The organism is Nocardia sp. NPDC051900 (assembly GCF_044452545.1).
In the GTDB taxonomy this organism is placed as follows: domain Bacteria; phylum Actinomycetota; class Actinomycetes; order Mycobacteriales; family Mycobacteriaceae; genus Nocardia; species Nocardia sichangensis.
Map to the genome: position 1 here is coordinate 1 of NZ_JBITBU010000020.1, position 26,276 is coordinate 26,276.

Annotated in this window: 28 protein-coding genes; 8 read left to right on the forward strand and 20 right to left on the reverse strand. The window is 69.4% G+C overall.

The window, feature by feature from the left end; genetic code table 11:
- Nucleotides 1–136: 136 nt before the first annotated feature.
- From ACIA5H_RS29000 to ACIA5H_RS29040, 9 genes are all read right to left on the reverse strand, one after another.
- Nucleotides 137–1,144: a lysophospholipid acyltransferase family protein gene (locus tag ACIA5H_RS29000; RefSeq protein ID WP_379254010.1), complete on the reverse strand. Its 1,008-nt coding sequence runs from the start codon at nt 1,142–1,144 to the stop codon at nt 137–139.
- Nucleotides 1,141–2,214: an NAD-dependent epimerase/dehydratase family protein gene (locus ACIA5H_RS29005; RefSeq protein WP_379254011.1), complete on the reverse strand. Its 1,074-nt coding sequence runs from the start codon at nt 2,212–2,214 to the stop codon at nt 1,141–1,143. The genes ACIA5H_RS29000 and ACIA5H_RS29005 overlap by 4 nt, the downstream gene beginning before the upstream one ends.
- Nucleotides 2,215–2,423: 209 nt before the next feature.
- Entirely contained in the window at nt 2,424–2,525 is a 102-nt protein-coding gene (locus tag ACIA5H_RS29010) for a 30S ribosomal protein bS22 (protein ID WP_003402602.1), read from the reverse strand.
- A 226-nt stretch (nt 2,526–2,751) separates the two neighbouring features.
- The gene (locus tag ACIA5H_RS29015; protein WP_379254012.1) at nt 2,752–3,054 is read right to left on the reverse strand and encodes a helix-turn-helix domain-containing protein; all 303 of its coding nucleotides are present in this window, start codon (nt 3,052–3,054) and stop codon (nt 2,752–2,754) included.
- Nucleotides 3,055–3,199: 145 nt separating this feature from the next.
- The gene (gene proC, locus ACIA5H_RS29020; protein WP_364424320.1) at nt 3,200–4,018 is read right to left on the reverse strand and encodes a pyrroline-5-carboxylate reductase; all 819 of its coding nucleotides are present in this window, start codon (nt 4,016–4,018) and stop codon (nt 3,200–3,202) included.
- Between the two features lie 32 nt (nt 4,019–4,050).
- A complete protein-coding gene (locus tag ACIA5H_RS29025; protein ID WP_355071921.1) occupies nt 4,051–4,938 on the reverse strand; it encodes a thioesterase family protein in 888 nt (295 codons plus the stop codon).
- A gap of 139 nt (nt 4,939–5,077) precedes the next feature.
- Nucleotides 5,078–5,956, reverse strand: coding sequence for a sugar phosphate isomerase/epimerase family protein (locus ACIA5H_RS29030; RefSeq protein ID WP_379254013.1), 879 nt, complete (start codon nt 5,954–5,956; stop codon nt 5,078–5,080).
- 110 nt (nt 5,957–6,066) lie between these two features.
- A complete protein-coding gene (locus tag ACIA5H_RS29035) occupies nt 6,067–7,671 on the reverse strand; it encodes a hypothetical protein (protein WP_397078693.1) in 1,605 nt (534 codons plus the stop codon).
- A complete protein-coding gene (locus ACIA5H_RS29040) occupies nt 7,668–8,699 on the reverse strand; it encodes a hypothetical protein (protein WP_379254015.1) in 1,032 nt (343 codons plus the stop codon). The genes ACIA5H_RS29035 and ACIA5H_RS29040 overlap by 4 nt, the downstream gene beginning before the upstream one ends.
- A gap of 65 nt (nt 8,700–8,764) precedes the next feature.
- On the opposite strand from ACIA5H_RS29040, the gene ACIA5H_RS29045 reads away from it, so the two are divergent.
- Nucleotides 8,765–9,637, forward strand: coding sequence for a hypothetical protein (locus tag ACIA5H_RS29045; protein WP_379254016.1), 873 nt, complete (start codon nt 8,765–8,767; stop codon nt 9,635–9,637).
- Between the two features lie 109 nt (nt 9,638–9,746).
- The gene (locus ACIA5H_RS29050) at nt 9,747–10,076 is read left to right on the forward strand and encodes a hypothetical protein (protein ID WP_355071913.1); all 330 of its coding nucleotides are present in this window, start codon (nt 9,747–9,749) and stop codon (nt 10,074–10,076) included.
- Nucleotides 10,077–10,149: 73 nt separating this feature from the next.
- On the opposite strand, the gene ACIA5H_RS29055 is transcribed toward ACIA5H_RS29050, so the two are convergent.
- From ACIA5H_RS29055 to ACIA5H_RS29065, 3 genes are all read right to left on the reverse strand, one after another.
- The gene (locus ACIA5H_RS29055) at nt 10,150–10,839 is read right to left on the reverse strand and encodes a response regulator transcription factor (protein ID WP_355071912.1); all 690 of its coding nucleotides are present in this window, start codon (nt 10,837–10,839) and stop codon (nt 10,150–10,152) included.
- Entirely contained in the window at nt 10,836–12,071 is a 1,236-nt protein-coding gene (locus tag ACIA5H_RS29060; protein WP_379254017.1) for a sensor histidine kinase, read from the reverse strand. Before ACIA5H_RS29060 ends, ACIA5H_RS29055 begins: the two co-directional genes overlap by 4 nt.
- A 111-nt stretch (nt 12,072–12,182) precedes the next feature.
- A complete protein-coding gene (locus ACIA5H_RS29065; protein WP_397078697.1) occupies nt 12,183–12,620 on the reverse strand; it encodes a winged helix-turn-helix transcriptional regulator in 438 nt (145 codons plus the stop codon).
- 91 nt (nt 12,621–12,711) lie between these two features.
- Here ACIA5H_RS29065 and ACIA5H_RS29070 point away from each other — a divergent pair, with 91 nt between their 5' ends.
- A complete protein-coding gene (locus ACIA5H_RS29070) occupies nt 12,712–13,368 on the forward strand; it encodes an NADPH-dependent F420 reductase (protein ID WP_397078699.1) in 657 nt (218 codons plus the stop codon).
- 87 nt (nt 13,369–13,455) lie between these two features.
- Here ACIA5H_RS29070 and ACIA5H_RS29075 read toward each other — a convergent pair whose 3' ends face one another.
- The 6 genes from ACIA5H_RS29075 to ACIA5H_RS29100 all read right to left on the reverse strand — a co-directional run bounded on the left by ACIA5H_RS29075 (nt 13,456) and on the right by ACIA5H_RS29100 (nt 20,355).
- The gene (locus ACIA5H_RS29075) at nt 13,456–15,513 is read right to left on the reverse strand and encodes a CocE/NonD family hydrolase (protein WP_397078701.1); all 2,058 of its coding nucleotides are present in this window, start codon (nt 15,511–15,513) and stop codon (nt 13,456–13,458) included.
- A 207-nt stretch (nt 15,514–15,720) separates the two neighbouring features.
- Nucleotides 15,721–16,458: a phosphoglyceromutase gene (locus ACIA5H_RS29080; RefSeq protein ID WP_379254020.1), complete on the reverse strand. Its 738-nt coding sequence runs from the start codon at nt 16,456–16,458 to the stop codon at nt 15,721–15,723.
- 82 nt (nt 16,459–16,540) lie between these two features.
- On the reverse strand, nt 16,541–17,443 hold the full coding sequence (locus ACIA5H_RS29085; RefSeq protein ID WP_397078885.1) for an ROK family protein: 903 nt from the start codon (nt 17,441–17,443) through the stop codon (nt 16,541–16,543).
- A gap of 67 nt (nt 17,444–17,510) precedes the next feature.
- Nucleotides 17,511–18,014: a YbjN domain-containing protein gene (locus tag ACIA5H_RS29090; RefSeq protein WP_355071902.1), complete on the reverse strand. Its 504-nt coding sequence runs from the start codon at nt 18,012–18,014 to the stop codon at nt 17,511–17,513.
- Nucleotides 18,011–19,456 carry a D-inositol-3-phosphate glycosyltransferase gene (gene mshA / locus ACIA5H_RS29095; RefSeq protein ID WP_379254021.1) on the reverse strand — a complete coding sequence of 482 codons (1,446 nt, stop codon included), beginning with the start codon at nt 19,454–19,456 and terminating at the stop codon, nt 18,011–18,013. Before mshA ends, ACIA5H_RS29090 begins: the two co-directional genes overlap by 4 nt.
- Nucleotides 19,457–19,533: 77 nt before the next feature.
- On the reverse strand, nt 19,534–20,355 hold the full coding sequence (locus ACIA5H_RS29100; RefSeq protein WP_355071900.1) for an alpha/beta hydrolase: 822 nt from the start codon (nt 20,353–20,355) through the stop codon (nt 19,534–19,536).
- A gap of 70 nt (nt 20,356–20,425) precedes the next feature.
- Between ACIA5H_RS29100 and ACIA5H_RS29105 the strand changes: the two genes are divergently transcribed.
- Nucleotides 20,426–21,163, forward strand: coding sequence for an SDR family NAD(P)-dependent oxidoreductase (locus tag ACIA5H_RS29105; RefSeq protein WP_356962604.1), 738 nt, complete (start codon nt 20,426–20,428; stop codon nt 21,161–21,163).
- Between the two features lie 110 nt (nt 21,164–21,273).
- Nucleotides 21,274–21,762, forward strand: a complete 489-nt coding sequence (gene mscL, locus ACIA5H_RS29110; RefSeq protein WP_397078705.1) for a large conductance mechanosensitive channel protein MscL — start codon at nt 21,274–21,276, stop codon at nt 21,760–21,762.
- Nucleotides 21,763–21,768: 6 nt separating this feature from the next.
- On the opposite strand, the gene ACIA5H_RS29115 is transcribed toward mscL, so the two are convergent.
- Both ACIA5H_RS29115 and ACIA5H_RS29120 read right to left on the reverse strand, forming a co-directional pair.
- The gene (locus ACIA5H_RS29115; RefSeq protein ID WP_397078887.1) at nt 21,769–22,992 is read right to left on the reverse strand and encodes an Ig-like domain-containing protein; all 1,224 of its coding nucleotides are present in this window, start codon (nt 22,990–22,992) and stop codon (nt 21,769–21,771) included.
- A gap of 83 nt (nt 22,993–23,075) precedes the next feature.
- Complete coding sequence (locus tag ACIA5H_RS29120; protein WP_397078889.1) at nt 23,076–24,155, reverse strand: UDP-N-acetylmuramate dehydrogenase; 1,080 nt, start codon at nt 24,153–24,155, stop codon at nt 23,076–23,078.
- 215 nt (nt 24,156–24,370) lie between these two features.
- Between ACIA5H_RS29120 and ACIA5H_RS29125 the strand changes: the two genes are divergently transcribed.
- The 3 genes from ACIA5H_RS29125 (at nt 24,371) to ACIA5H_RS29135 (ending at nt 26,275) form a co-directional block, all read left to right on the forward strand.
- Nucleotides 24,371–24,856 (forward strand): DUF2505 domain-containing protein, encoded by a 486-nt coding sequence (locus ACIA5H_RS29125; RefSeq protein ID WP_379254024.1) that lies wholly within the window; start codon nt 24,371–24,373, stop codon nt 24,854–24,856.
- A 121-nt stretch (nt 24,857–24,977) separates the two neighbouring features.
- Nucleotides 24,978–25,499 (forward strand): DUF2505 domain-containing protein, encoded by a 522-nt coding sequence (locus tag ACIA5H_RS29130; RefSeq protein WP_355071895.1) that lies wholly within the window; start codon nt 24,978–24,980, stop codon nt 25,497–25,499.
- The gene (locus ACIA5H_RS29135; protein ID WP_379254025.1) at nt 25,469–26,275 is read left to right on the forward strand and encodes a class I SAM-dependent methyltransferase; all 807 of its coding nucleotides are present in this window, start codon (nt 25,469–25,471) and stop codon (nt 26,273–26,275) included. The genes ACIA5H_RS29130 and ACIA5H_RS29135 overlap by 31 nt, the downstream gene beginning before the upstream one ends.
- The last annotated feature ends 1 nt before the right edge of the window (nt 26,276 follow it).

Sequence of the window (26,276 nt, forward strand, 5' to 3'; positions counted from 1 at the left end):
TCTTTCTCTCCGACTGTTTTTCCGCGGGGCGCGGCGCGCGCGTTGGCGGCCCCGCCCCCCCCCCCCCCCGCGGGGGGGGGGGGGGGGGGGGCGGGGGGGCCCCCCCCCCCCCCCGCGACGGTTCCTAGCGCATCCTCTACCCCGTGAAAACGTTGCGGCGTTTGGTGAGCAGTTTGTAGAGCGTCTGCTGGATGGTCTCGCGCACTTGATCGGTGACCTCGAACATGGTCATCGGGTCGTCGGCGGCCTCGGGCTCGTACGGCGCGGTCGGGATGGGGGCGCCGAATTCGATGTACCACTTCGACGGCAGCGGCACCGCGCCCAGCGGGCCGAGGTGCGGGAAAAGCGGCGTCACGGGGAAATACGGGAGACCCAGGAGCCGGGCCAGCGGCTTGAGGTCGGCCAGCTTCGGGTAGATCTCCTCGGAGCCGACGATGGAGCACGGGATGATCGGCACGCCGGTGCGCACCGCGGCGGCGACGAAGCCGCCGCGACCGAAGCGCTGCAGCTTGTAGCGATCGGTGTACTGCTTGCCGACGCCCTTGAAGCCTTCGGGGAACACGCCGGTCAGCTCGCCGGAGCGCAGCAGCCGCTCGGCGTCCTCCCGGCAGGCCAGCGTGTGGCCCGCCCGGCGAGCCAGCACCCCGAGCACCGGCGTCTCGAAGATCAGGTCGGCCGCCAGCAAGCGCAACGCGCGCTGCTTGGGATGCCGATCGTGCACGGCCAGCTGCAGCATCAGACCGTCGATCGGCACGGTGCCCGCGTGGTTGGCCACGATCAGCGCGCCGCCGGCTTCCGGGAGATTGTCCATGCCGCTGACCTCCACCCGGAACCACAGGTCCGACAGCGGACGCAGGGCGGGCAGGATGACCGACTCGAGCAGATGCTCGTCGAAACCGAACTCGTCGACCTGGTAGTCGCCGGTGAGCCTGCGGCGCGCGAAATCCGCGGTCTTGGAAATCTGCTTGCCGAGCGCGCCGCGCAGCATGCCCGACAGCGACTGGGGCGCGGCGGGCGCGACCGCCGCGCGCCGCTCCACCAGCGACGTCACCGGACTCGGAGCGGCCAGCCTGCGTGGCGCCGGCCGCTGGCGCGCCTCGATCTGGAGGTCGTGGAGTCGGATGACTTTCGCTACGTCGTTCATTGGTGTGCTCCCGTACCGGCCCCGAGCAGGCCGAGCAGTTTGTGTTCTGCGGCGTCGATCCACGCTGGATCGACCACGGGCCGCAACGCTGCGCCCCCGATGAAGTCGTCGAATGCCTGCACCGTCGTCCAGCGCGGCACGAACCCGAATTCGGTGCGCATGCGCGTGGTGTCCAGGCCACAACCGAAGTGGAAATAGTCGAGCTGTTCGGCGGAGAACTCCCGCAGCACCGGGCCCATGAGCAGGCGACCCGCGGTGCGGAACACCGTGAAGGGAACGGGCAACTCGATCCGGCCCGCCCGCCGGACCGCCTGCGACAGCGAGAGCGCGCCGTCGCCCGCGATGTTGTACGTGCCACCTGCCGCGCCGCGCGCCGCGTGGGTCAACGCGGCCACCGCGTCCTCCTCGTGCAGCAGCTGCATTCTGGCGTCCCGGCCGAATACGGTCGGGGTCACCGGCGAACGCAGATATTGCGCGCCGCGGGCGGCCAGCCGCGGGCCGACGATGGGGGCGAATCGCAGAATTGACGTGGCGATATCGGGCCGCCGCCGGGCCAGCCCGCGAACATAACCCTCTATATCGATCATGTCCCGCGCGAACCCACCGCGCGGCGGTGTGCGCGCGCTCATTTCCTCGGTGAATTTCGCGGGATCCTTGGCGCTGCAACCGTAAACCGCCGACGAGGAGCGCAGCACCACCCGGCGCACCGAAGCCACCTTCTGGCACACCGCGAACAGCTGCATCGCGCCGAGGACGTTGTAATCCTTCATCACCGCGCGACCGCCGCCCGCGGGCGGGCGCGTCAGCAGCGCGGTGTGCACCACGGTATCCACCTCGCCACCATCGATCACCTTACGGATCAACGGATTTCGAATGTCCGCCCGGACGAATTCCGCGCGGCCCATGCGCCGCTGCAGCTCTCGGCTCGGCGTCATCGTGTCGACGGCGAGGATCCGCTCGATCGCGGGGTGCTGGGCGAGGCGGGCGACGACCGTGCCGCCGAAGAACCGGCTGGCCCCGGTGACCAGCACGACCTTCGGCGCGTACACTTCCCGACCCTCAGAACTCACCGGCACCCGCTTTCCATTGCCAGCCGCCCTTGTGATTATTCCCAGTGCCCAGCGTAGCGGTTGCCTACCCGCGCACCGAGAGTATTAACCAGGATCTAACGATGACTTCAGTCACGTGATACAAACGGTGATTCCAAAATTTCAAGTTTCAAATAAAAGAGCCCGTCACCTATTGGTGACGGGCTCGCGCAGCTACCACGCAGCGATGCCTACTTGCCGAGTTTGCGCCGCTGAACACGCGTGCGGCGAAGCAGCTTGCGGTGCTTCTTCTTCGACATGCGCTTGCGGCGCTTCTTGATCACAGAACCCATAGGGTTGTCCTCGCGTTCTCTCTACTCGGCGCGCACGCTGCCCGTGCGCGATTGCCGGACGCCCGTCTGCCGCGCCCCGGCCGACGGGCCGGGGTCACTCGGCAAGCCTCACGCCCCGTGTTCGCGCCGCCGGATACCACGGGGCAACGAACAGCGATGCCACCGGCGGGCGAACACGAACCGAGGAGCTATCGTACCGTCACGCCCCAGCGGTACCGAAACCGCCTCATCCGGCGTCGAAATAGGACGTTTCCAGATAGTCGTGCACCGCCTTGGCGTGCACCCGGAACGATCGTCCGACGCGCACGGCGGGCAACTCGCCCGAGTGCACGAGCCGGTAGACCGTCATCTTGGACACCCGCATCAGACTCGCCACTTCGGCGACGGTGAGAAACTGGGTGCCGCCGCCGAGTACAGGTTGCCCCTGTGTCGCGGCCTCACGCTGTGCGCGGGAATTCCCCCGACCTGCTGCGGGACCGGAGCCGCCGGACGCTCCGGAATTCGCAGACATCTTGTTCGCAGACATCATTGCACCATTGACCTCCGGCACGTCCGCGCCGCCGGCTTCCCCACCGGCGGAACAGACACGCACGTGCTCCTTGAAGCTTAGCGGGACCAGTGGTGTTACTGCGACGGGTGTGAGAAATCGGGTTTTCCGATTTTGAACAGACCGGTCACTCCGCTGATGCGCCCTGTTCGACCGACCGTTCCTTCGATGCGAAGAGGGCTTCCCAGAATGCCGAGCGTAGTCCTCCGCGCTCGAGTTCGCGGATCGCGGCCGCGGTGGTGCCCGCGGGCGAGGTCACCGCGGCGCGCAATTCCGCCGCGGTCTGGGTGGAACTGTCCAGCAGGGCGGCCGAGCCGACCATGGTCTGCACGACGAGCTGGGTGGCCACATCCCTGGTGAGCCCGAGCCCGACGCCCGCGTCCACCAACGCCTCGACGACCAGGAAGAAGTAGGCGGGCCCGGATCCGGACACCGCGGTGACGGCGTCCATCTGGCTCTCCGCCACGGTGACCACCTTGCCGACCGCGCCGAGCATCTCGGTCACCAGTTCCAGATGCCGCTCGCGCGCATAGCGCCCCGGCGCGATGACGCTCATCCCCTGCCCCACCAGCATCGGCGTATTCGCCATCACCCGCACCACGGGGAACCCGGCGGGCATTTTGCCCTCCAGTCGAGCGGTCGGCACACCGGCCGCAAGCGACACCAGCACCTGATCGCGGTCGCTGCCGATCTCCGCCTTGCCCAGCGGCGCGAGCACGGCGTCCACATCGCCCGGTTTCACCGCGATCACCAGCAGATCCGCGCCGACCGCGGCATCGGCGAGGTCGTCGGTGACCCGGACGCCGAAGCGGTCGGCGAGCTGATGTGCCCGTTCCCGATGCGTCTCCACGACGACCAAGTCCTTGGTCAGCCGCCCGGACTCCAGCAACCCGGCGACCAACGCCTCCCCGATGCGCCCGCCACCGATCACCGCAATTCTCGTCATGGGCCTCAAGGCTAGACGGCGCGCGCGGCGGCTCAGCGCTGGGGAACGAGCGCCAGCTGACGACTCTGCGCGACGACCGCGCCGGTCGAGTCCAGCACCAGCTGATCTTCGTCGAACATGCGCTCGCCCACCTCGTGCGTGGTGGCGACGATCCGCAGCCAGCCCGGCGCGGGCCTACGACGCAGGTAGGTGGTCATCTGCACGGTGGGCGCCCAGCCGAAGTGGCCGAGGTTCATCGGGACCGGCGGGCTCATGTCGGCGCTCATCATGGCGAAGTACATCGCGACGTCCGGGTCCTGCTCGTCGCCCGGTCGCGGACGAATCCACAACCGCAGGCGCGGCTCGCCCTTCGCGCCCGCGAGGAAGCGGGCCCAGTCGCGGTCGAGATAGATGTCGGCGCCTCGGCCGACGTGCACGATGTCGCCCATCTGGGAGCCGGGCTCGTAGCCGATGGCATCGGCGGGCGGCTCCGTGGGCATGTCGGAGTGCTCGGGCGCGTAGATCGGGTTCGCGTCGTCCAGGCGGCTGAACGTCAGCGCCGTGCGCACCAGGACGCGGCCGTTCTGGACGAGGTCGGCGTCGGCCAGGCAGATCTGGCGACCGATCTTCCGCAAGCGCACCTCGTATTCGACCTCGCCGGGGTTCGGCGCGCCGAGGAAATCGGAACTCGCGGCGACCGGCGCCATCCCGACCAGCGCGGGATCGGCGGCGCGCAGCCAATTCGTCGCCGCGGCCGCGCTGCCCGCGACCATCGTCCCGCCGTGCACCTTCGGGCCGATGGTCCAGATGTCGTCGATGAAGCCCAGGTAACGGCCGGTGTCCGGGGTTCGCGGCGGCGCCGGTTCCAGCGCGCACACCTGGCTGAACGGTGCGTCGGTCGTGGCCGCCGGGCCGAATTCGGCCGTCAGCTCCGTCGTCATCCTCACTCCTGTCCTGCGTCGACCGCACCCGATGGCGTCGTTCGCGGCCTCGTGACCACACTGTCGGCAACGGGTTCGTACAACGTACAACGCAACCGGCGACCGACCCCATGGCCGCATACCGGAGTAGCGACGAGCGTCACATCGGCGGTTCGGGCGAGCTGTGCCGCGCGCCGGCGGGAGTGGGCGCGGCGGCCTCGGTCAGATGCTTGCGGGCGAAGGCCAGCGTGCGATGCAACATCTCGGCCCGCTCCTTGGTCGTGCGCGCGTTCTGCGTGTTGATCTCGGCGACGACCTGGCCGGTGAAACCGCTGCGGACCATGCTCGCGCACACTTCCACACACGGCTGGGTGCCATCGCCCGGAACGAGATGTTCGTCGTGCGCGGCGCCTCGGCCGTCGGCAAGGTGCAGATGGACCAGACCCGCGCCCATGCGGGCCGCCAGCGCCAATGGGTCGGCTCCTGCGGTGGCGGTATGAGACAGGTCCAGGGTGTAGTGGCGGAACCCGGTGTCGGTCGGGTCGTAGGAGGGGCTGAAGGCGGTGAGCGCCGGACCCGGGCCACCACGGCGCTCCAGTCGGCGCACCGCGCCTTCGCGTCGGCCGAACAGCGTGTCCGCCCGCATCGGGAACATGTTCTCCACCGCCACGAGCACCGGGCTGCTCTCCTCGAGCTCGGCCACCTGCGCCGCGAACCCGGCCGCATAGCGGCGCTGCCAGCGGAACGGCGGGTGCACGACGACCGTGCCCGCACCGAGCGCCTGGGCGGTGTGCACACTGCGCTCGAGCTTGGCCACCGGATCCGAACCCCATACCCGCTGTGAGATCAGCAGGCACGGAGCGTGCAACGCGAGCACCGGAACGCCGTAACTGCGCGAATACGCCTGCACGGTGGCGATGCTCTGGCTGGCGGGCTCGGCCCAGACCATCAGCTCGACGCCGTCGTAGCCGAGTTCGGCGGCGTAACGGAACGCGGCCTCCGTGTTCTGCGGGTACACCGAGGCGGTCGAGAGCCCCACCCGAATCCCCCTCGGCCGGGATGCGCCCCCGGTATCTCCTGGCGATCCCTCGCCCGTACGCGACCCGGTCTCGTTCGCCTGCCCGATATTCGCCACGACTTGCTCCATGCTCAGTTCGTGCTGAGAAGAAAGGCCAGTGGCCCCAGCGTGACGAAGATGCCCACGACGACGGCGATCACCGTGCTGAGGATGTCGTCGGTCCTGCGCAGGATCCGCACGAGGGCCACCAGGCCGAGAATCACGATCATCGCCAGGGCCAGCGCGACCCAGGGCAGCATCTCCCACATCCGCTCGAAGCCCTTGAACAGCAGCATGCCCGCGACGGCGGCGCCGGTGCTCTGGCCGCCGAGGATCATCCACTGGCGCCGGTTCTCGTCGTCCTCCGCCTTCTTGACGGCCCGGGACCGGCGCGAGGTGGCCCGGCTGGTGACGCGAGGTTCGTCGACGATGTCGTCCTCGTCGTCTTCGTCCTCATCCAGCGCGATCGGCTCGTAGACGTCGGTGACGCCGTCCAGTTCCGCGGCCTCGGCCGCGGCGCGCCTACCGCGACCGCCCCTGCCGTTGCGCGCCGCCGCGCCGCGTTCGGCCCGGTCGACGCCGTCGCGCAACAGGTCGCCCGCGACCGTCTGGCCGGAGAGCAACTGCTGATCCTGGCTGGCCAGCGACCACGCGGCGGTCGGGATACCGACGGATTCCGGCGCGGAATCGGCCTGCGGCTTGTGCCGGCGGGCCGACCAGGCCGGTAGGCCGTTCTCGCCGACGCCCTCGCGGCGGGCTGATCTCCGATGCGCCTCCTGCTGCGGCTCGGGCGGAGCGGGCCTGGTCGGCTTCGGTCTCGGATCGGGCGGCGGCGGAAGGGGCAGCGGTTCCGATTCCGGGGCGAAACCGCCGGTGGACGGGGACCAGGCCGCGGTGGACGGACCGAGATCCTCGGCGGCTTCCGCGGCCTCCGCCGCTCTGCGCCTGGCCGCGCGCCCACCCCTGGCGCCGTTGCGTTCGGGCAGCGGCGAACGGCCGAAGCCGGGTGCGTCCCGCTCTCCGTGGCCGTTGCGGCCCGGTTCACCGACCCCGCGGTCGGACAGCGCGTCCCGGCCGAACGGCTCGTGCGGAACCTCGTGCCAGGACCGTACCTCGGTGGCCTCTTCTTCGGGTTCCTCCCGCCTGCGCCTGCGCCCCGAGCGCGGGGGCGTCTCGGGCACACCCGCCAGTGGGTCGGGGGCGTACGGACCGGGCGCGACCGAGAACAGATCGGACACCGGAGTATCCGGCGACAGCGGATCGAAGGACGTGCCGTGCCGCGAAGACGGCATCTCCCGGCCGGGCATGACCCGGTTGGATCGCCCGGGCGGCGGATCGGCCTGCGGCGGGTCCGGCTGCGCGTAACCGGCCAGCGGGTCGTACATCGAAATCGGGCCCGACATGGGCGAATACGACGACGGATCGGGCTGTGGCTCGGGCGAGTAGGAAACCGGTTCCGGCGCGGGCGGATCGAACGAGGGGGGCGCGTAGGCGGGCTCCTCCGCGTCGGAATCCGGCGCCGCGTGCGCGGAGTGACCACCGCCGTCCCGGATGACCGGCAGGTCGCCGGTCAGTTCGGCGACGGAGATGCCACGGCCACTGCGGCGACGTCTGCCACCGCCGGACGAGCCTCCGCTCTGCTGGCCGTTACGCGCCAGCAGTTCCGCGACCGACAGCTGTTTGGAATCCTCGCTCATGACGACACCGTCCCGATCGAGCCCGGCGAAGGCGCGCCGCCGGGCGCGGGCCGACCGTCACCGGCCGCCGTGCCCGCTGAGTACGTTGCTTCGGGTCCACCATTCATATCGGTATCCAGTTTGCGCAGGATCAGCCCTTCACGCAGCGCCCACGGGCAAATCTCCAAAGTATCGAGCGAAAGTGCCCGCATACTCGCCTCCGCGACCAGTGCGCCGGCCACCAATTGCTGTGACCGATCGGAACTTACGCCTTCCAATTCTGCACGGTCCGCCGCCGTCATCCGCGAGATGAACGCAATCAGTTGGCGCAGACCCGAGCTCGTGAGTGTACGACGCACCCGCGGACCCGCCGCGGAGGGTGCCGCTCCGGTGAGCCGGGCCAGCGACCGGAAGGTCTTCGAGGTGCCAACGGCGAGATCGGGCTTGCCCGGCTCGAGCAGCTTCTTCGCCGGTACCACCAGCTCGGCGTCGAGCCAGTCCCGCAGCACGGCGACCCGGCGCTTGCCCGGCGGGTCCTCGCGCAGCCACTCCCTGGTCAACCGGCCCGCGCCCAGCTGCAAGGACAGCGCGACGTCGGGTTCCTCGTCGCCGCCGTTGGTCATCTCGAGCGATCCGCCGCCGATGTCCAGGTTGAGAATGCGCCCGGCGCTCCAGCCGTACCAGCGGCGCACCGCGAGGAAGGTCAGCCGCGCCTCGTCGACGCCGGACAGCACCCGCAGGTCGACTCCGGTCGACTCGCGCACGCGACCGAGTACCTCCTCGGAATTGGCCGCCTCCCGCAGCGCCGAGGTGGCGAACGGCATCAGTTCGACGCATCTGGACGTCTCGGCGATGCTGGCGAATTCGGCCACGGTGTCGATCAGCCGCTGCGCGCCCGCCTCGGTGATTCGACCGGCGACGTCGATGTTCTCCGCGAGCCGCAAGGTGGCTTTCGTCGAGCTCATCGGCAGGGGGTGACCGCCACGATGCGCGTCCACCACGAGCAGGTGAACGGTATTGCTTCCGACATCGAGTACCCCAAGCCGCACATGAACACGGTACTGGGTGGTGCGGCACTTCAGCCCAGGCGACTGAACTGTTAGCGTCCTATTTCGTGACGGTAGGCGCATCACCGAGCAGCCCGACCCGGCCCCGACCAGCGGGGAAGATCGACCCGGCCCCGGAAGTCGATCCGGACTTTCCCCGTGAGTGGATCGAGTTCGTAGATCCGGCAAATGACGAGCATCTGATCGTCGCCGATCTCACTTGGTTGCTGTCGCGGTGGACCTGCGTGTTCGGCACCCCGGCCTGTCAGGGCATCCTGGCCGACCGGCCGGACGACGGCTGCTGCTCGCACGGCGCGTTCCTCTCCGACGAGGACGACCGCAAACGACTGAGCCGCGCTGTGAAGATGCTCACACCCGAGGACTGGCAGCTGCGGGACGAGGCGACCAACGCGCAGGGCAAAGTCACCAAGAGCGGCTATCTGGAACTCGACGAACTGGACGACGAGCCCGCGCTGCGCACGCGCCGGTTCGACGGCGCGTGCATCTTCCTCAACCGTCCCGGCTTCGCGGGAGGCATCGGCTGCGCCCTGCACTCCATGGCGCTGCGGCGCGGCATCGAGCCGCTGGAGGTGAAGCCGGACGTGTGCTGGCAGCTGCCGATCCGCCGCACCCAGGATTGGGTGGACCGGCCCGACGGCGTGCAGATCCTGCGCACCGTGATCACCGAATACGACCGCCGCGGCTGGGGGCCGGGCGGCGCCGATCTGGACTGGTACTGCTCCGGCTCTCCCGACGCCCATGTCGGCTCTAAGCCGGTGTGGCAGTCCTACGCACCGGAGCTGACCGAACTGATCGGCGCGCCCGCCTACGCGGAGCTGGCCAGGCACTGCAAGCGCCGCGAGGGACTCGGCCTGATCGCCGTCCACCCGGCGACGGTGCACGCCGAGCGGATGCGCGAATCCACGGATCCGATCGCCTGACCAGTTTGCCGGTCGGGCGCTCGGTCGGCCGCGGTCGGCGGACCGATTCGCCGGGCGGTTCACCCCGTCGCCATGCGAGCTTTACCCGGATCGGGTTTGATGTGCCGTTATGTCCAAGAAAGTTCTCACCGCGGCCACCATCGCCCTGGGCGCCGCCCTCTCGCTGACCGGAGTAGCCCACGCCGAGCCGAACGGCGACCCGCACAAGTTCTTCGACTTCACCACGGAGTTCGTGTCGGCCACCGATCCGGCCGCGGTCAACGCCAAGGCCGCGGGCAAGCTCCTGATCGCGAGCCCGTACGGCACCTCCCACACCATCGCCTGCCGCGGTACCAACACCGTCGATCTCTACGACTGCATGCAGGAAGACGATCTGGGCTGGATCACCCTGCAGAAGACCGAGACCCCCCTCGGCACCACGTGGATCTACGTCCCCTGACACACCGCTGAACGCAACGGCCGAGAGCACCGCAGTGCTCTCGGCCGTTGCGGGTTCTCGCCGGGCGGAGCGCTCACGCCTCCAGTTTGTAGCCCAAGCCGCGCACGGTGACCAGGTGTTCCGGCTTGGCCGGATCCGTCTCGATCTTCGAGCGCAGCCGCTTGACGTGCACGTCGAGGGTCTTGGTGTCGCCGACGTAGTCGGCGCCCCACACGCGGTCGATCAGCTGGCCGCGGGTGAGCACCCGCCCGGAGTTGCGCAGCAGGTATTCGAGCAGGTCGAACTCCTTGAGCGGCAAGGTGACCGGCTTGCCGTTCACCATCACGGTGTGCCGGTCGACGTCCATCCGGACCGGACCCGCTTCCAGCACGCCGCTCTCGTTGGAGCCCTCCAGCTCGTCGCCAGCGCCCCGGCGCAGTACGGCGCGGATGCGCGCGATGAGCTCGCGGGCGGAATACGGTTTGGTGACATAGTCGTCGGCGCCCAGCTCCAAGCCGACCACCTTGTCGATCTCGCTGTCGCGCGCGGTGACCATGATCACCGGGACGCCGCTGCGGGTGCGCAACTGCTTGCACACGTCGGTGCCGCTCATGCCGGGCAGCATCAAGTCGAGCAGGACGATGTCCGCACCGGACCGGTCGAACTCGGCGAGCGCGGATGGCCCGTCACCGACGACGGTGACCTCGAAACCCTCCTTGCGCAGCAGGAACGCGAGCGGATCGGCCAGCGACTCCTCATCCTCGACGATCAGAACACTCGTCATCTGCGTGCCTCCACACCATTCGGTCGGCCCGGTCCCGGAGGACGCGGGCTTGTTTCATTCGTGCCAACCACGGCGCCGTCGTGGTCGTCGTCGGCGCCTGCTTCGTGATGGGCGGGTATGCGCAAGGTGAACGTCGATCCGGTGCCCAACTTGCTCCACAGGGTGATTTCCCCGTTGTGGTTGGCGGCCACGTGTTTGACGATAGCCAGGCCTAGACCGGTGCCGCCCGTCTGGCGCGAACGCGCCTTGTCGGACCGGAAGAATCGCTCGAACACCCGCTCCTGGTCCTCTTTGGCGATGCCGATGCCGCGGTCGGTGACCGCCATCGCCACGTGATCGCCGCGTAGTGAGCGGCTCACCGACACGTGGGAACCGGCCGGCGAGTAGGCGATCGCGTTCTCCACCAGGTTGGACAGGGCGGTGACCAGCAGGGTTTCGTCGCCGAGCACCTCGAGCCCGCTCGGGCGGTCGGTGCTGACCGTGATCCCGGCAGCTTCGGCGGCGGTGCGGGAACGGTCGACCGCCTGCATCACCACGGTGTCCACGTCCACCACCTCGAGTTCGGGCAGTTTCTCCGCGCCTTGCAGGCGGGAGAGCGCGATGAGCTCGGTCACCATCTTGCCGAGGCGGCGGGATTCACCGAGCACGCGCTGACCGAAGTGTCGCACGGCGTCGGGGTCTTCGGCGGATTCCAGCAAAGCTTCGGCCAGCAGGCTCATGGCGCCGACCGGGGTCTTGAGTTCATGACTGACGTTGGCCACGAAGTCGCGGCGGGTGGCCTCCATGCGCGCCTGTTCGGAATCGTCGTCGGCGAACAGCACGGTGAAGGTGGTCTCCTCCCGCGACAGTTGCCTGGCGACCCCGCGCACCGCGATGCGGCCGCGGCCGGGGACGGGATTCTTGGCGGTGAGGTCGAACTCCGCGGATTCGCCGGTGGCCAGCACCTTCTCCACCGCGGCCCAGGCCCGCTCGTCGAGCAGGCGATTGCGGACCAGGCCGAGTTCCTCCGCGCGCGGATTGACCAGCACTACGTCGCGGTACTCGTCGACGACCGCGATCCCGCTCTCGGAGGCGAGCACGATCAGGTCCAGAACCTGCGACATGGTGAGACCGGAGTCGGCCTGCCTGCGCGCGGCCTGCCTGGCATTCACATACGGGATCAGTAGCCCGCCGACTGCCAGGCCGACGACAGCCGCCAAGATGGCCAGCAGCACGGCCTGGGGAACACTCACACTTGAATCGTACGGTCGCCGACCGGTCGGCCAACGCGGGGTACACGAAGTTTCGCGCAGGTCATAGGCCCTTCCGGCCCCGTTAGCCGCATGTTTACGCGCTGTTCGACGTCACGTATCCGCCTCGTATTCACCGAGCGGTCGGTTTTCTTCGTCGTCGGCCTCGGCCTGGGCCGCGTTCACCGACGCACCGTGCTTGTCCACCCACTCGCCCAGGGCGTAGATCGGGGTCAACAGGTCCACGCCCGCCTCGGTCAGCTCGTATTCGACCCGCGGCGGGGCCTCGGCGTAGCGGCGCCTGCGCACCAGCGTCATCTGTTCCATCCGGCGCAGCGTCTGCGTCAGCATCTTCTGACTGATGCCGCCGATGGCCGCGCGCAGCTCGCCCGGACGCATCGGCCCCTCGCGCAGCAGGTAGACGAGCACCGGTAGCCAGGAGTTGCCGAAGATGTCCACACCCATCCGGGCCGGGCAGTCGGATTCGAAGTCGCCGTAGGGCGCGTATTCCACCCGCTCGGCGCTGACCGGGTCGATCGGTGCTGCGTTCACGGCTCCAGCTTGCCAGCGCCGTTGCGCACCTCCGGGTGCCTTTCGGATTTCCTAGCGTCGTCGTCGAACACATTTCGAGTCAGGAGTTCGAATGCGAATCGGAATCATCGGCGCGGGCGCGATGGCGCGGGCGCTCGGCGGCGGCTGGAGCGCGGCGGGGCACGAAGTACTCATCGGCGCCCGCTCCGCCGCCGCGGCGGAATCGGCGGCCTCGATCGGCGGGCGCGCCGGGAGCATCACCGACGCGGCGACGTTCGGCGACGTCGTGCTGCTCGCGTTACCGGTGCCCGCGCTGTCGGAGGTGCTGCACGCGACCGGAGAGCTGCTGGCCGGACGCACGGTGGTCGATTGCACCAACGCCTTCGCCCCGGATGCGACGGCGCCGGAAGGAGCCACCGCCTTCGTCCTGGCAGAAGACGCTGTCGCGGAACGGGTCGCTGCGCTGGCGCCGGGAGCGCACGTGGTGAAGGCCTTCAACCTGTGCGCCGCCGAGGTGTGGCAGGCGAAGGCGCGCGTCTTCGACGAGCGCCGCTTGGCGGTGCCGCTGTGCGGTGACGACGAGGCCGCGCTGCGGGTGGTCGCGGGGCTGGCGGAAGACCTGGGATCGCGGGCGCTCCCGGCGGGCGGGCTGCACCGGGCCCGGTACCTGGAGGCGATGTCGGTGTTCACCGTCGGTCTCTGGTTCGCCGGGCACGACGCCCGCGCGATGTTCCCGCCCTTGGAGGCCGCGTTCGCCGTCGCCGACTGACCGCACGACGATGAGGCCGGAGCGTGCACCCTCGCCCATACCCCGCGACGTCGATGCGCGGGGTGCACGCCCGGACCCGCCCCGGATCTACCAGCCCGGATTGCCGCTGACCGGGATGTTGACGAAGCTCGGACGGCCGGGGTCCAGCTCCAGATGCTGAGGCCGCAAGCCGGTGTCGATCAGCATCGGCAGGATCGGCAAGCCCTTTGGGAAGTTGCCCGCGTAGACGTCGACGCGCAGGCGGTGACCGGGTTGCAGGATCGCCTCGGTGGCGGGCAGCGCGATGTCCAGCGTGGTCACCTCGCCGGGGACCGTGGGCTGCCGCTGATCCAGCGAGGTGTACGGCCGCGGATCGGTGTAGTCGCCGCTGGCCGACTTGCTGCTGTTCGCCTCATCGATCGCCCGCAGCGAAGCCATGAGCTGACCGGACGACAGCACGCTGGACTGCCCGTCCGGCGCGACATCGTTCACCGTGACCACCCAGTACCCATCGGCGGCATCTTGAACGGTGTTGAGCCGCACCGCGATCCGCCCCGAAATCGTGGTCGGCTCGCCGACCGGGGCGCTGGTGAAGGTCAGCCCGTTGAGTTCCTCGACCCTGGAGTCCTTCGCACAGCCGTCGATGACCGAAAGCACACCGGCACTGCCCTGGGCGGCGTCGTTGGAACACAGGCTGGTCAGGCCGGGCGCCACGGTCAGACGCGCGGGCTCGCCGGTGCCCGTGGCATCGAGCGAACCGTCGTAGCGGCTGTTCGCGGTGCCGCTGGCGGCGGCGGACAGGTACATCCTGCGATGCACCGCCTGCCCCGGATTCGCGGCGGCGGTCGACGCGGCGAACGAGTCGGTGGTGATCCAGCCACCGCCCTGCTGACGCAGGGTGATCGGGCCGTACTGCTCGATGCCGTTATCGATGTCTTTGAGCCACCGGTCGAACCACGCGCGCTGCAACACATCCAGCCGCGGCGGCAGGCCCGGCTTGCCGTACTCGTTGCCCGAGTTGAGGTGATAGGTGTTGCCCATCAGCAGCTGCTTCTGGCCCGGCGGCAGCGGAATCTCGTCGTAGATCTTGGATTCCGAGTAGGTGAACAGGTCGTGCCAGCCGCCGGTGACGAAGGTCGGCGTCCGGATACCGCTGGGATCACCGAGCCAGTCCTGGCGCGGGCCGGAGCCGTCGGTCAGCAGTTCCTTGGCGCGCGGGTCGAGATCCTCGATGCGCGCGGTGGTGTAGACGTTGAGCAGGACGTCCATGAAGGTCAACGGATCGCGGGCGCGGTCGGCGAGCCACGTGGTGTCCAGTTGCCCGTTGAGCACCGAGGCGAGATCGGGAATCAGCTTGAGCCCGTTGACCGCGGTGAGCCACAGCGGGATGAAGTTGAAGCCGAAGCCGCCGCCGGGTGCGAGCACGTCGTTGACCAGGTCGCTGCCCGGCACGACCGGGAAGATCGCCTGCAAGGCGGGCGGGCGCTTCTGCGCGACCTGCACCTGATTGATCCCGGAGTAGGAGATGCCGTTCATGCCGACGCGTCCGTTGGACCACGGCTGCCGGGACGCCCAGTCGATCACCTCGAGCGTGTCCTGCTGTTCGCGACCGCGCAGCATGTCCCAGACGCCCTGAGAGAAACCGGTGCCGCGCACGTCGACGACCACCTGCGAGTAGCCGCTCTTGATCAGTTGCCGGTCGACGGTGAAGTTGCGCAGTTCGCCCCCGCCGAATGCCTTCGTCAGGTCGGTGACGCCGGACAGCGGCGTGCCGCTCATGTCGATCTGCCGGAAGAATTCGATCAGCGCGTCGGACAGGCCGGGGATCGACTGCGCGTGATCGGCCAGGTTCGACACCAGCTTGGTGTACGGCGTGAGATTGACGATCGTCGGCGTAGGGGTGTCGACGGGGCGGCCGGAGGCGTCCGCGGGCCGGTAGACGTTGCCCTTCAGGACGGTTCCGTCACTCATCGTGATGGGGACGTCCCACTGGATGTTGATGTTCGGGTACTGCTGCGGATCATCTTGGGTGGCGGTCCAAGCCGCTCCGGCAGCGCCGCCGTCCGGGCCGGTGGGCGGCGCGACGGCATCGGCGCCGCCGGCGAGCAAGGGGACGAGCATCGTGACGGCAACCGCCGCCACCGTGGCCCGCAGCGCGTTCTTCATCGGACGTGATCCACCTCTCGGCTGGTCGAACGACCAGAGTGTACCTACTTACTAGACGGTAGAAATAGTGGGTAACTTAAATCGCCGACATCGCGCCGCGGATCGACAGGCATCCCTCCGGCGTGTCGCACGGCAACACCTCATCGAAACGACGACGCGCTGCCACCCGGGCGGGTGACAGCGCGTCGAGAGTGCTCGGTATGCGGGTTACTTGCCGCCCTGACCGGCGACAGCGGCGGCGCCCGCGGCGGCCGCCTCCGGGTCGAGGTACTCGTGCGGACGCACCGGGCGCAGGTTCTCGTCCAGCTCGTACCGCAGCGGGATGCCGGTGGGGATGTTCAGGCCCGCGATGTCCTCGTCGGAGATCCGGTCGAGGTGCTTGACCAGCGCGCGCAGCGAGTTTCCGTGCGCGGCGACCAGCACGGTCTTGCCGGACAGCAGGTCCTTGGAGATGGTCGACTCCCAGTACGGAACCATCCGGTTGACCACGTCGAGCAGGCATTCGGTCTTCGGGACATCGATGCCCGCGTAGCGCGCGTCGCCCTCTTGGCTGTACTCGTTGGCCGGGTCGATCGGCGGCGGCGGGGTGTCGTAGCTGCGGCGCCACAGCATGAACTGCTCGTCGCCGTACTTCTCCCTGACCTGCGCCTTGTTCTTGCCTTGCAGCTCACCGTAGTGGCGCTCGTTGAGCCGCCAGTCCCGGATCACGGGGATCCAGTGCCGGTCGGCGGCGTCCAGCGCGATGTTCGCGGTGGAGATCGCGCGACGCAGCAGCGAGGTGTAGACGACGTCCGGCAGGATGCCGTGCTCGGCCAGCAGTTCCCCGGCCCGCTTGCCCTCGGCGATGCCCTTGTCGGTCAGATGCACGTCCACCCAGCCGGTGAACAGGTTCAGGGCGTTCCATTCGCTTTCGCCGTGGCGCAGCAGCACGAGGGTGTACGTCATGCGGCCATCCTCCCATGCGCGCTGCGCCGGGTCGCATCGGTTCCCGCCTCCGCCGCCCCGGTCCTGGCGCGAAAGCGCGATGTCAGACCGGTTCGTCGGCGGTGTGCTCCGCGGCGAGCACACCCGCGCCCGCCAGGGTGGCCCCGTGGGTGATCTCGGAGAGTTCCACGCGCAGTCCGCGCAGGAATTTCAGTCCGGCGTGCGCGTTCACCGCGGCCCGCAACGGATCCCACAGCGGCGCACCGGATTGCGCGAACCCGCCGCCGATCACCACCCGGTCGACGTCGAGCAGAGCGGCGGCCGAGGCGACCGCCGCGCCGAGCGCGGTGCCCGCCCGGTGCAGCGCGGCGACGGCGATCTCGTCGCCCGCGTGCGCGTCCGCGGCCAGCCGCGCCCCCGTGGCGCCGGGCCAACCCTGCTCGCGCGCCCAGCGCACCGACGACATGCCACTCGCGACCGCCTCGACGCAGCCGCGGCCGCCGCAGCCGCAGGGCGTGTCCCACCCGGGCACGACGATGTGACCCACGTGCCCGGCGTTGCCGGTGCGCCCGAGCAGCACCTTGCCGCCCGCGACGATCCCGCCGCCGATGCCCGACGACACCGTCATGGCCAGCGCGTCGGGCACCCCGCGCAGCGCGCCGAGGCGATGTTCGGCCAGCGCGAGACAAGCGCCGTCGATGGCGAAACGAATCGTGGCGGCGGGAAAGAGTTCCCGCACGGCGGCGACGATCGGGAATCCCGTCTTCCACTCCGGGATGTTCAACGGACCCGTGACGCCGGTGCGCACATCCACCGGCCCGGCCGCACCGATGCCTACCGCGCTGACGGGTTCCGGCCCCGCGACCACGCGCAGCAGTTCGCGACAGACGTCCCACACGCCGGTGTCCGGCACGTCCACTCGGCGCACGTCGCGCACCTCGGAACCGGGGCCGACCACCCCGGCCGCGAACTTCGTCGCGCCGATGTCCAGAGCGAGAATCGCCAATGCCGTCCCTTCGCCGATCCGAGCCACCTGCGATTGTCACCCGGGAGCCGGACGGGGCGACGACCGGCTACGGCTTGTCGGCGGAATCGACCAGATGCTCGAAGGCGCGCAGGTTCTGCAGCGACTCGCCGCGCGAGACGCGCCACTTCCATTCCCGCCGAATGGATTCGGCGAATCCGAGTTCCAGCAGCACGTTGAAGTCTGCGTCGACGGCCTCGAGAATCTGGCCGAACACCCGGTCCAGTTCGTCGGCGGTGACGGCGTGCGCGGACATCCGGCCCACCAGATAGATGTCGCCGACCCGGTCGAGGGTGTACGCGACGGCGTAGAGCCTGCGGTTGCGGCGCAGCAGGAACTTGTACACGCCTTCGAAGTTCTCGTCGGGCTTGCGGCAGACGAACGCTTCGAAGCGGACCCCGTGCTTGCCCACCGTGACCATCACCGTGGTCTTCAGTTTGCGCTCACCGGGCAGGACGACGACGAAGGTCTCCTCCCCCGGCCGGGTGTATTCGATCTCCCTGTCCCGCAGCGTCTCATCGATGAGCCGCGCGGTCGTCTGTACCTCGTTCACCGGCGCACTCCCATCCGGCGCCGCCACAGCGCCCGCGATCTCGCCTGACTGTTCTCGCCGAGCAGGGCGGCCGTCCGCTCCGCGGCGAGACCGGTGTGGTCGTCGGACACCCGGTCGTAGGCATCCTCCCGAACAGCGCTGTGCGCCAGGCCGCGTCCGCCGAAAGCCGCCCGCTCGTCCCGGAAACCGGCCATGGCCGCGGCGTAGCTGGCGAGCAGCCCGTCGGCGGTGTGCGCCCAAGAGAAGTTGGCCGCGTGCGCGACGGCCTGCTCGCCCATCCGGTGCAGCCGGTCCGGGTCGTCCAGCAGGTGGCGCAGCGCGTTCGCCCAGTCCACGGTGCGGTGGCCGGGGACGAGCAGGCCCGACACCTCGTGCCGTACGGCCGTGCCGAGACCGCCCACGTCGGCGGCGAGCACCGGGGTGCCACTGGCCTGCGCCTCGATCGCGACCAGGCCGAAGGACTCGTTGTAGCTCGGCACCGCGACCAGATCGGCGGCGCGGTAGACCAGCACCAGCCGTTGCGGCGGCTGCGGGGGCAGGAAACTGACCCGCTCGGCGATGCCGAGTTCGGCGGCCAGATCGATCAGCGCGTCCGGCCGCTCCAGCCCGCTGCCGGACGGGCCGCCCACGATCAGCACGCGCAGTTTGCGCTCCGGGTCGGCGCGCAAGACCTCGGCCGCGGCGCGCACCAGCACATCGGGCGCCTTCAGCGGCTGGATCCGGCCGACGAACGCGACGATCCGCTCGTCGGCGGCCAGCCCGAGCGCGGCGCGGGCGGCGGCCTTGTCACCGGGGCGGTAGCAGGTCAAGTCGGCACCCGGCGGGACGACATCAATGCGCTCGGGGTCGGCGCCATAGAGTTCCACCAGCTGGCGGGCTTCCTCGGCGGTGTTGGCGACCAGCCGGTCGGACTCGGCGATCACCTGCTTCTCGCCGATCTCGCGAGTCGCCGGTTCGGGACAGTCGCCCTCGGCCAGCGCGGCGTTCTTCACCGCCGCCAGGGTGTGCGCGGTGTGCACCAGCGGCACCCGCCACCGGTCCCTGGTCAGCCAGCCGACCTGGCCGGACAACCAGTAGTGCGAGTGCACCAGGTCGTAGTGGCCGGGCAGGTGCCTGGCCTCCTGACGCAGCACCTCCGCGGTGAAGGGGCACAGCTGGGTGGGCAGATCGTGCTTGTCCAGGCCCTCGAACGGGCCTGCCACCACGGTGCGCACCAGCACGCCGGGCGCGGCCTCCTGGACCGGCGGGACGTTCGACGCGGTGGCCCGGGTGAAGATCTCCACCTCGGTGCCGCGCCGGGCCAGCTCGACGGCCGTTTGCAGGACGTAGACGTTCATGCCGCCCGCGTCGCCGGTGCCCGGCTGAGCGAGTGGTGAGGTGTGCACCGATAACACGGCGATACGGTTCGGCCGTAGGTCCAGGCGCTGACTCACACTATCCATAGTGCACGTTGCGTTCCCCGGCCCAGACACGCTATCCTCGGCAAGTGAGAGCTATCACAGAGCAGACATGAATCCGATCACAGACTCTCGATGAACGCGCGCACCTCGGCGACGAACCGGGAACGGTCCTCGATGAACAGGCCGTGCTGGGCGTCCTCCCAGAACGACACACGCGCGTCCGGCACGGCCTCGGCGATATAGCGGCCGTTGTCGACGGGAACGACCCGGTCGGCGGTCCCGTGCAGGACGAGCACCGGAACGTCCAGTGTGCGCAGGGTCTCGGTGTTGTCGACGGTCCGGTAGAACAGCGCTTTGCGCACCGCGGGCGGGGTGGCGAGACTGGCCCCGAACAAGCGCTGCGCGTCCGGTCCCTTGTCCGCGCCCGGTCCGGTGTTCGCATTGCCGAATACACCGAAGGCGCGCACCGCCCGCCCCGCGCTCTCCTCGAAGACGCCCGGAATCGCCTCCCGCATCATGCTGCCGGTCGCCGCGCCGGGCACACCGGGGCCGATGTTCGCCATCGAGCCGGTGTAGACGACGCCCGCCACGGCGCCGGTGCCATATGCGGTCAAGTAGTCGGTCAGCACGATCCCGCCGTAGGACCAGCCGAGCAGCACCGCCCCGGACGCGATGCCCTCGGCCGCCAGCACCGCCGCGACGTCGGCCGCCCAGTTCTTCGGATCGTCGTAGCCCGCCGCGGGCGCGTCGGAGTAACCGTGGCCACGCAGGTCGACGGCGACCACCCGCATGTGCGCGGCGAGGTCGTCGGCGGCTCCACCCCAGCAGCGCAGATTCGCCGACCAGCCGTGCAGCAGCACCAGCGGCCTGCCGTGCGCCGGGCCGCTCACCCGGTAGACGATGTTGGTTCCGTCCGCGCTCACCACGTCCCGAATTGCCATGCACCGAGGCTAACCGTGCTCGCGGGACCGCCAGGACCCGGCAAACCTCGCGCACCTAGGATCTGTTCGCATGAGCACTCGCACCGCCGTCGTCACCGGAGCCAGCTCGGGGATCGGGGAGGCCACCGCCCGTGAGCTGGCGAAGCAGGGCTATCACGTCTACGTCGGTGCGCGCAGGCTCGATCGCCTGGGCCGCCTCGCCGACGAGATCGGCGGCACCGCACTGGAACTCGACGTCACCTCGGACGAGTCGGTGCGGGCGTTCACCGAGGCGGTCGAGCGCGTCGACGTGCTGGTCAACAACGCGGGCGGCGCGAAGGGCCTGGCTCCGGTGGCCGAGGCCGACCTGGACGACTGGCGCTGGATGTGGGAGACCAACGTGCTCGGCACACTGCGCGTCACCAAGGCGCTGCTGCCGAAGCTGATCGCCTCCGGTGACGGGCTGATCGTCACCGTCACGTCGGTGGCCGCGTTCACCGCCTACGACAACGGCGCCGGGTACACCTCCGCCAAGCACGCGCAAGCCGTGCTGCACCGCACGCTGCGCGGAGAGCTGCTCGGGCAGCCGGTGCGTCTCACCGAGATCGCGCCCGGCGCGGTGGAGACCGAGTTCTCGCTGGTGCGTTTCGGCGGCGACGCCGAACGCGCGGCCAAGGTGTACGAGGGCATCGATCCGCTGGTCGCCCAGGACATCGCGGAGGTCATCGGGTTCGTCGCGTCGCGACCGGCGCACGTCGATCTGGACCAGATCATCATCAAGCCGCGCGACCAGGCCGACGCGGGCCGGTTCGCCCGCCGCACTTCATAGCCGAAGCGCATTACTCTTTCGGCAGCGCCGGCCCGGCCGCGAATTGCTGGGCCTTCGCTGTTCGCCCGGAGCCGTTAACATCCGAGAAGCCGCACGCGTAAGGACATCGGATGGGAGTGATTCGGCTCATGTTCAAGGGCTTCAAAGAGTTCCTGATGCGCGGGAACGTCATCGATCTCGCGGTCGCCGTCGTCATGGGCACCGCGTTCACCTCCGTGGTGACCTCGGTGACGAAAGGTGTCGTCAATCCGCTGCTCGCGGTGTTCGGCAGCACCAACCAGCTGGGCCTCGGCGTGCAGCTGATCCCCTCCAAGCCCGCCACCTTCATCGCCGTCGGCCCGATCATCACGGCCGCCATCGATTTCTTCATGGTCGCCGCGGTGCTCTACTTCGTGCTGATCCTGCCCATGAAGACGATCAAGAATCGCTTCGGCACGCCGAAGGCGGCCGAGCCCACCCAGATCGAACTGCTGACCGAGATTCGCGACCTGCTCGCCGAGCGGCACGATGCGGTCCGCGCCCAACGCCAGGCCGACCGAGAGGTCGAAGAGGAACACGCCGACGACGCGACCGAAGAACAGAGCGTGAAGGTGCGCTAGACCCGGTCAGCGCGCCCCCGCGGGCTGCGGGGGCAGCGGTGTGGCGGAGACCACGGCCGACGGCGCGCCCTGCAACGCCGACATGGTTTTCCAGGTGTCCCAGTCGATGGTCCAGTCGTAGAGGTCGCCGTCGGCGGCCGAGAGCGGGATCGAGGTTCCGGTCACCTCGACCGGATCGCCGTACAGGGACGTGGGGAAATACGCCTGGGCATCACCGGGCGACAGATTGATGCAGCCGTTGGTGACGTTCGCCGACCCTTGCGCCGACAGCGATTCCGGGTTGGCGTGGATGAATTCGCCGTTGTTGGAGATGCGTACCGCCCAGCGTTCGCGAACATTGGTGTAGAACGGCGGGTTCGACATCATGAAGTCTTCGTACTTCTCGGTGACCACGTGGACACCGGAACGAGTCACGTTGCGCGCCTCGTTGCCCTCGCCGTAACTGACGGCGAAATCGAAGACCGTCCGTCCGTCGCGGACCACCTGCATACGGTGACTCGGGGCGCTCGCCTTGACGATCTGGCTGCGGCCGATGCGGAAATCGGTGGTCAGATCGGAATCGCCGTAGTTGCCGCCACCGAGGTCGAGGCCGTAGAGGCGGGCCGAGACGTGCACGGCGGTCCCCGGTGTCCAGTAGTTCTTCGGACGCCAGTGCAGGCGGGAGCCGCCGTCGTCCGGGAACCAGGCCCACGCGCCCTCGGTGGGCGGGTCGGTGGTGATCGTGAGCGCCTTCTCCACCGCCGCCTTGTTCGTGACGGAGGACTTGAACTGCAGGATGATCGGCGCCGCGATGCCGACCTCCTGGTTGTCGCCGATGTTCAGGGTCGCGGGGACGGTGCTCTTGGGCTTCAGGGTGTGGAACGAGCCGTCGATCGGGATCGGCTTGCCGTCGGCGCCGACGGCGGTGCCCGACCAGGCGTAGGCGGCGTCGTAGCCGAGCGGCTCGGTGATGGTGTAAGCACGCCGGTCCGGCGCGAGTTCGCCGCGGACCTGCTTGCCCGCGACGTTGGTCAGCGCGACCTGATCGATCGTGCCGTCGCTGATCGTCACCGAGACCGGCGTTGTCGGGTTGACGTTCGTGGCGTCGGCGGCGGGGGTCAACGTCGCTTTGGCGATCGGACCGGCAGCGGGACGCGGCTTTCCGGAGCCGCGGTCTATCGTGCAACCGGCCACCAGAGCGACGACCACGAGCAGGAGGGTCGACACCACGGCAACCGATCGGCGGATCATCGTGCGGTGGTTCACTTCGTCGAATCTACGCGCGGCGCGCGCGCCGACCCGTCGACGCAGCGTGTGGTGTCGGCCTCAACGGGTCAGAGGGTGAGACCCACGGTGACCGGTTCGGGTTCCAACCGGATCCCGAAACGCTCGGCCACGCCGTCGCGGACCGTCCTGGCCAGCGCCACCACATCGGCCGCACTGGCGCCGCCGCGATTGGTCAGCGCCAGTGTGTGTTTCGTCGACAGCCGGGCGGGCGCACCGTCGCCGGGGAAGCCCTTGGCGAAACCGGCCCGCTCGATGAGCCAGCCCGCGGAGAACTTGACTCCGTCCGGCGCCGGATAGGTCGGCACCGCGATGTCGCCCACATGAGCGGCGATCGCGGCGCGCACCTGGGCCACCCGCTCCGGCGCGACCACCGGGTTGGTGAAAAACGAACCCGCGCTCCAGGTGTCGTGGTCGGCGGGATCGAGAACCATGCCCTTGCCCGCGCGCAACCGCAGCACCGCCTCCCGCACCTGCGCCGCGGGGCGGGACTCGCCGTCCGTGGCGCCCAGCGCCGAGGCCAGCTCGCCGTAACGCAGCGGCACGCTGGAACCGTCTGCGCGCAGCGCGAAGTCGACCGCGAGCACGACGGCGTCGTCGCGGTGCTTGAGCACACTGGTGCGGTAGCCGAAACCGAGTTCCGCGGGCTCCACCCATCGGATCTCACCGCTGGCGCGATCCAGCAGGCGCACCCGGCGCAGCAGATTCGCCACCTCCGCGCCGTAGGCGCCGACGTTCTGCACAGGCGTCGCACCCGCCGAACCGGGAATGCCGGACAGGCACTCCAATCCCCCGAGACCCGCCTCGACCGTCGCCCGCACCACGGCGTCCCAGTCCGCGCCCGCCTCGGCGACCACGCCGCCGTCGCCGATCTCGACGCCGCCGGTGGCGATCCGCACCACGACGCCGTCGAAGCCGTTGTCGCCGATCAGCAGATTCGAGCCACCCGCGAGCAGCAGCACCGGGACACCCGCCGCGTCCAGCGCACGGACCGTCGCGACCAACGCTTCGGTCGTCGCGCATTCGGCGACCAGGGCGGGTCCACCCACTCGCAGCGTGGTCAGCTCCGCCAACCGCACGTCGGCACATAGCCGCGCGCCGGTATCGGCGAGGAGATCCGACGGCACCACTCGTGAAGTTCGCACGATGCTAAACGGTAGCGTGCGCGCCGACAGCTACACGCTGGTGTATCAGCCCGCGAGCGGATCGGATAGCACCGCTCGGGTAGCTCGAATGCCGAACAGCAGCGGGTGCGCTGACAGCTACACGCTGGCATTCTCCGCCCCGAGCACATCCGACAGCACGACTCGTGGGACTCGAGCGCTACACGGTAGCGTGTGGACCCATGGCTACACCGCTGGCGTACACGGCCCGCTACACCCATCCGACCGCCGCGGTGCGCGCGGCATTCGCGAACGACCAGTACTGGAAGGATCGCATCGCGGAGGTCGGCGGCCCCAATGCCCGGCTGGAGTCGGTCACCGTCAGCGGTGACGAGGTGCGCGTCGAGATGGTGCAGGCCATCCCCGCCGAACAGCTCCCCGCCGCGATCACCGCGGTGCGGCCCGGCGATCTGATCATCCCGCGCGTCGAGCGCTGGACCGGGGACCAGGCCACCTTCGAGGCCCGCGTCGAGGGCGCGCCCGCCGAGGTCCGCGGCGCCATCGCGTTGGCCGCCGACGGCTCCGGCGCCGTCACCACGGTCGACGGCACCATCGAGGTGAAGATTCCGCTGTTCGGCAGCAAGATCGAGAAGGCGATCGCCGAGCACCTCACCGAGCTGCTGAAGAACGAGGCGGAGTTCACCGGCAAGTGGCTCACGGCGCACTGACCGGTCTCGAGAGCACGGTCACTGTTCGACGTCACATCGTGCGGTCCCGGCCTTCGTGTCAGTTCCGCACTCCACCCGCCCATCGAGGTCGGCGCCGCCGGACCCAGTAACGTGTGAGCCCATGGCACGCCGATTGGACTACTCCGCCCGCTATCCGCTGCACACCACAAAAGAGCTGTACGCGGCGCTGTCGAACCGCGATTACTGGGACGCGCGGATGGGCGAGATGCGGAAGTACACCCCCGGCAACGAGGTGGTCCGGCTGGAGGCGGGCGACGACGGGATCACGGTCGAGCTGCACCACGTCCTGCCCCGCGACATGCTGCCGGAAATCGCGCAGACGGTGATGCGCAAGGACATGGTGATCACCCGCAAGGAGTTCTACAGCCCGTACGCCGCGGAGGAGACCACCGGCAAGTACTCGGCGTCCATTCCCGCAGGCCCCGGCAGCCTCGGCGGCACCATCCGCCTGTTCCCCACCGACACCGGCTGCACCATGCGCTTCTCGTCGGAGGCGAAAGTTTTCATCCCCATGGTGGGTCCGCGCCTGGAACAGCTGATGCTGGTGAACCTGGTCGACCTGTTCCGCGGCGAGGCCGAGTTCACGGTTCAGTGGCTGGAAGAACAACACCCCACTCGCTGACCAAACCGGTCGGCAATATCACTCGTGGCACCACCGCCGTCAATCGTCTCCGCCGCAGCGACCGCTGGCTGATCAACGACGAATTCGTCGCCGACCGGTTGCGCGGTGCGCCCGATCCGCTGGTCGTCGATCTCGGGTACGGCGCGAGCCCGTGGACCACGTTCGAGCTGGCCGCTCGGCTGCGCACGATCCGCGCCGACGTGCGGGTGGTCGGATTGGAGATCGACCCGCAGCGCGTGGTGCCCGGCCGCGACGGCGTCACCTTCGCACGGGGCGGATTCGAATTGGCCGGGCTGCGGCCGGTTCTGGTGCGCGCCTTCAACGTCCTGCGGCAGTACCCGGAAGCGGCGGTCGGCGAGGCATGGTCGACGGTGCTGGCCGGGTTGGCGCCGGACGGGGTGCTGGTCGACGGCACCTGCGACGAATTGGGCAGACGCTGCGCATGGATCCTGCTCGACCGGCACGGACCACGCTCGCTCACGCTGGCCTGGGATCCTTTCACCGTCGAGCGTCCCTCCGACCTCGCCGAACGCTTGCCGAAGGCGTTGATCCACCGCAACGTTCCCGGTGAACCGATTCACGCGCTGCTGACCGCCGCCGATCGCGCGTGGGCCCACGCCGCGCCGATGGCACCATATGGCCCCCGGGTCCGCTGGCGCGCGGCGGCGCGGGCGCTGCACGCGGAAGGCTTCCCGATCCGCCACTACCGCCGCCGCCTGCGCGACAGCGTGCTCTCGGTGCCGTGGTCGGCGGTCGCGCCGCTCGGTACGAGCTAGC